This window comes from Streptomyces calidiresistens (genome assembly GCF_014141525.1).
Taxonomy (GTDB): domain Bacteria; phylum Actinomycetota; class Actinomycetes; order Streptomycetales; family Streptomycetaceae; genus Streptomyces; species Streptomyces calidiresistens.
Map to the genome: position 1 here is coordinate 1 of NZ_VKHS01000445.1, position 4,621 is coordinate 4,621.

Here is a 4,621-nt window from a genome sequence, read left to right on the forward strand (position 1 = left end):
CGACTCCATCCGCGAACGGTTGGGGGAGGCCCTCGGCGCGCCGGTGAGGCTGCACGGATCCGCCGGGGCGGTCGCCGCCCAGGCACTGCGCCGCGCCGGGGTGACGGGAGACGGCGCATCGGTCCCCTGACTCCGTGAAGATCGCGCTCATCGACTCGGGTCTCGGACTTCTCGCCGCCGCCGCCGCGGTGCGCCGTGTCCGCCCGGATGTCTCCCTCGTGTTGTCCGGCGATCCGGACGGGATGCCCTGGGGCCCCAGGGACCCCCGGGACATCGCGGAGCGGGCCCTGCGGTGCGCGCGAGCGGCGCGGGCGCACGGCCCGCGTGCCCTCGTGGTCGCCTGCAACACCGCCTCCGTGCACGCCCTGGACGCCCTGCGCGCGGAGTTCGAACCCACCGTGCCCGTCATCGGGACGGTGCCCGCGGTCAAACCCGGGGCGCTGGCGGGCGGGCCCCTGGCGATCTGGGCCACCCCCGCCACCACGGGAAGCGCCTACCAGCGTCGCCTGATCGCCGAGTTCGCCGACGGGGTGGAGACGGCCGAGGTGCCCTGCCACGGTCTGGCGGACGCCGTGGAGCGCGCGGATTCCGCCGCGATCATCCGGGCGGTGGACGCGGCGGTCCGTCTCACCCCGCCCGGGGTGCGGGACGTGGTGTTGGGGTGCACCCATTACGAACTGGTCGCCGACTCCATCCGCGAACGGTTGGGGGAGGCCCTCGGCGCGCCGGTGAGGCTGCACGGATCCGCCGGGGCGGTCGCCGCCCAGGCACTGCGCCGCGCCGGGGTGACGGGAGACGGCGCATCGGTCGCCCCGCCCGGGGCGAGGGGGGTCGGGGACCTCGTGGTACTGGCCTCCGGACGGCTCTCGCGCCTCTCCCCGGCGGCCCTGGAGTACCCGGAGGCGGCCCTGCTGCTCGGCCCGGGGCGCCCGGTGTCGGTCCCGGTCGCCGGGAGCGGGGAGGACGAGCCGGGCGCCCGGGAGGAGACGGCGGTGGCGTAGACGCCCGGGTGTCGCCGGCGGGCCGGGGCCCGCCGCGCGGACGGGCCCCGGCTCACCGTTTGCGGTAGTCGCGGGCCTCCTCGGCGGCCCCGGCCACCCCCTCCAGATCGGCCCCGCCGGCCGCGGCCACCACGGCGGCCACCGCCCCTTCCAGGAAGGGCGCGTCGAGCATGCGGGCCCCGGGGGGAAGCCCCTCGTCCCCGTCGTCCCCGCCTTCCGCCACCAGGGCGCGCACGGTGAGCACGGCGCTCCCGAGGTCCACCAGGATCGCCACCCCCGCGCCGGAGTCCGCCCGCCGTGCGGCGGCCGCGATCAGTTCGGCGTCGGTCCCGACACCACCCGCCGGGTCGCCTCCGGCGGGGACCACCCGCACGTCCCCCGCCCCTCCGGCCAGGGCGCCGGCGAGTCGGGCCACCGACTCGGCGACCTCCCGGCTGTGCGAGACCAGCACGATGCCCGGGGTGCCCGCCCTCCCGAGGTCGGTCTCAGACACGATCGGCACCGTTCCCCCGATGCCCGTCGTCATCCGCCGCTCGCGTCGCGGTGTCGGCCAGGGCCCCGATGAGCAGGGCCGAGGAGGCCGCTCCGGGGTCCTGGTGACCGATGCTGCGGTCGCCCAGGTAGGCGGCCCGGCCGCGACGGGCCCGCAGCGGCACGGTGGCCAGCGCGCCCTCCTCCGCGGCCGTCGCCGCGGCGCCGAAGGAACGGGTCAACCCCTCGACGGCGGGCTGCAGGGCGTCGAGCATCGTCTTGTCCCCGCCGCCGGCGCCGCCCAACTCCGCCACCGCGCCCACACCGGAGCGCAGGGCCTCCGCGAGTTGGACCCGCGACACCCGGGGCGCGTCGCCCAGTTCCTTTCCGGCCCGGCGCAGCAGCGTCCCGTACAACGGCCCCGAGGCCCCGCCGACGCTGGAGATCAGCGTGCGCCCGGCCCCGGTGAGCACCGCGCCGGGGGCGTTCGGGGGCTTCTCGGTCAACCGGCGTGTCACCGCGGCGAACCCGCGGTTGAGGTTGCTGCCGTGATCGGCGTCACCGATGGCGGCGTCCAACTCGGTGAGCCGATCGGCGTCCCGTGCCACCGCGGCCGCCGCGGCGTCGAGCCAGCGGATGAAGAAGTCGGCGTCCAGCGTCGGCTCCGTCCCCTCGTCCCGGTCGGTTCCCGGTTCCATCTCCGCGTTCCCCTCTCGTCCGACCCTCGTCCCGTCCGGGGAAGGGATGTCCCCCGTCCGGGGGACATCCCTTCCCCGACCCCGCAGTCCTCAGGCGCCCCAGCGCAGCGCGGGGGTGCGCACGGGGGTCTCCCACAGGCGGAGCAATTCCTCGTCGACCGGGCACAGCGTGACCGAACAGCCCGCCATGTCCAGGGAGGTCACGTAGTCGCCCACCAGGGTGCGGGCGGGGACCACCGATCGTTCCCCCAGGGCCCGCATCACCTCGGAGGCGTACCCGTACAGTTCCAGCAGCGGCGTGGCCCCCATGCCGTTGACCAGCACCAGGACGGGCTCGTCCGGTCGCAGGTCGTTCACCAGGGCGTCCACCGTGGCGTCGGCGATCTCCCCCGAGGTCATCATCCCGCGTCGCTCCCGACCGGGTTCGCCGTGGATGCCGATGCCCAGTTCCAGTTCCCCCTCCGGCAGGTCGAAGGTCGGGCCCCCGCGGGCCGGGGTGCTGCACGGCGCGAGGGCCACGCCGAAGCTGCGACAGGAGTCGGCCACCCGGCGGGCCACCTCCGTCACCCGTTCCAGGGGGGCTCCCGCCTCGGCCACGGCGCCCGCCAGGCGTTCCACGAAGAGGGTGCCGCCCGTCCCCCGGCGGCCGGAGCCCTCCCCGGCGGCCAGGGCGACGTCGTCGCTCACGGTGACGGTCTCCACCCGGATGCCCTCCTCGGCGGCGAGCTCGGCGGCCATCTCGAAGTTCAGCACGTCACCGGTGTAGTTCTTCACGATGAACAGCACGCCCTCGCCGCTGTCGACGGCGGCCGCGGCGCGCACCATCTGATCGGGCACCGGGGAGGTGAACACCTCTCCCGGGCAGGCCGCGTCGAGCATGCCGGGGCCGACGAAACCGCCGTGCAGCGGTTCGTGACCGGAACCGCCCCCGGAGACCAGCCCCACCTTGTTCGCCACCGGGGCGTCGCGGCGCACCACCACCCGGTTGGCCACGTCCACCGTGAGCTCCGGATGGACGGCGGCCATACCGCGCAGCGCGTCCTCCACCACCCGCTCCGGCACGTTGATCAGCATCTTCACGCGGCTCTCCCTCCACACGGACCGCCGGACCGCTCGGGAGCGGCCCACGCGATCGCCGTCGGTTCCCGGCACGGGTGCCCCCAGCGTACGGACCCCGGGCGCGCCGGGGGAGTACGCGCGCCGCGCGCGCCGTGGCCCTGCCCGACGGTCACCCCGGCGGCGCAAGCGCGGGCCGGATTCGGGGGCGGTCCGGGATGCGGGAACACGTCGACCCGGGAGATGGTTGGAAGGAATGTAATTGACGCTTCAATCAATGAATCGGGTGAACGCGATGCAGTTCGGCGTCTTCACCGTGGGTGACGTCACTCCCGACCCCACCACCGGTCGCACGCCCACCGAGCACGAGCGGATCAAGGCGATGACCGCCATCGCCCTCAAGGCCGAGGAGGTGGGCCTCGACGTCTTCGCCACCGGCGAGCACCACAACCCGCCCTTCGTCCCCTCCTCGCCCACCACCCTGCTCGGCTGGATCGCCGCCCGGACCGAACGCCTGATCCTCTCCACCGCCACCACCCTGATCACCACCAACGACCCGGTGAAGATCGCCGAGGACTACGCGATGCTCCAGCACCTCGCGGACGGACGGGTCGACCTGATGCTGGGACGCGGCAACACCGGCCCGGTGTACCCCTGGTTCGGTCAGGACATCCGTCAGGGCATCCCGCTGGCGATCGAGAACTACGCCCTGCTCCACCGCCTGTGGCGGGAGGACGTGGTCGACTGGGAAGGGCGTTTCCGCACCCCCCTGCAGGGCTTCACCTCCACCCCCCGTCCGTTGGACGGTGTCCCGCCCTTCGTCTGGCACGGTTCCATCCGCAGCCCCGAGATCGCGGAACAGGCGGCCTACTACGGCGACGGCTTCTTCGCCAACAACATCTTCTGGCCCAAGGAGCACTTCCGGCGTCTCATCGACCTGTACCGCAGGCGCTGGGCCCACTACGGGCACGGCACGCCGGAACAGGCGATCGTGGGGCTCGGGGGACAGGTCTTCATGAGGAGGAACTCGGGCGACGCCGTCCGGGAGTTCCGCCCCTACTTCGACAACGCCCCCGTCTACGGACACGGCCCCTCGCTGGAGGAGTTCACCGAACAGACGCCGCTGACCGTGGGCAGCCCCCAGCAGGTCATCGAGAAGACCCTCACCTTCCGCGAGAGCTTCGGCGACTACCAGCGCCAGTTGTTCCTCGTCGACCACGCGGGCCTGCCGCTGAAGACCGTCCTGGAGCAACTGGACCTGCTGGGCGAGGAGGTGATCCCCGTCCTGCGCCGGGAGTTCGCCGCACGCAGGCCGGCCGGGGTGGCCGAGCCGCCACGTCACCCCGCCGCCCCGGTCCCCGCCGGTACCGGCGGGGACTGAGCCCGGCCCGGGCC

General features: G+C 74.3%; 5 protein-coding genes. 2 read left to right on the top strand and 3 right to left on the bottom strand.

Annotated elements, in window-relative coordinates; genetic code table 11:
* Positions 1–134 precede the first annotated feature (134 nt).
* Positions 135–1,001 carry a glutamate racemase gene (locus tag FOE67_RS17260; RefSeq protein WP_182665279.1) on the top strand — a complete coding sequence of 289 codons (867 nt, stop codon included), beginning with the start codon at positions 135–137 and terminating at the stop codon, positions 999–1,001.
* Positions 1,002–1,053: 52 nt separating this feature from the next.
* Here the strand turns inward: FOE67_RS17260 and FOE67_RS17265 are convergent, their stop codons facing one another.
* From FOE67_RS17265 to dhaK, 3 genes are all read right to left on the bottom strand, one after another.
* Complete coding sequence (locus FOE67_RS17265) at positions 1,054–1,494, bottom strand: PTS-dependent dihydroxyacetone kinase phosphotransferase subunit DhaM (RefSeq protein WP_323384990.1); 441 nt, start codon at positions 1,492–1,494, stop codon at positions 1,054–1,056.
* Complete coding sequence (gene dhaL, locus FOE67_RS17270) at positions 1,487–2,170, bottom strand: dihydroxyacetone kinase subunit DhaL (protein ID WP_182665283.1); 684 nt, start codon at positions 2,168–2,170, stop codon at positions 1,487–1,489. The genes FOE67_RS17265 and dhaL overlap by 8 nt, the downstream gene beginning before the upstream one ends.
* 90 nt (positions 2,171–2,260) lie before the next feature.
* Complete coding sequence (dhaK, locus tag FOE67_RS17275; RefSeq protein WP_182665285.1) at positions 2,261–3,250, bottom strand: dihydroxyacetone kinase subunit DhaK; 990 nt, start codon at positions 3,248–3,250, stop codon at positions 2,261–2,263.
* A gap of 271 nt (positions 3,251–3,521) precedes the next feature.
* Here dhaK and FOE67_RS17280 point away from each other — a divergent pair, with 271 nt between their 5' ends.
* On the top strand, positions 3,522–4,607 hold the full coding sequence (locus tag FOE67_RS17280; RefSeq protein WP_182665287.1) for an LLM class flavin-dependent oxidoreductase: 1,086 nt from the start codon (positions 3,522–3,524) through the stop codon (positions 4,605–4,607).
* Positions 4,608–4,621: the final 14 nt, after the last annotated feature.

What these genes read in the sequence shown, in the direction of transcription:
- dhaL (WP_182665283.1), bottom strand. Translation starts at nt 2,170, where the DNA reads ATGGAACCGGGAACCGACCGGGACGAGGGGACGGAGCCGACGCTGGAC.
- FOE67_RS17280 (WP_182665287.1), top strand. Translation starts at nt 3,522, where the DNA reads ATGCAGTTCGGCGTCTTCACCGTGGGTGACGTCACTCCCGACCCCACC.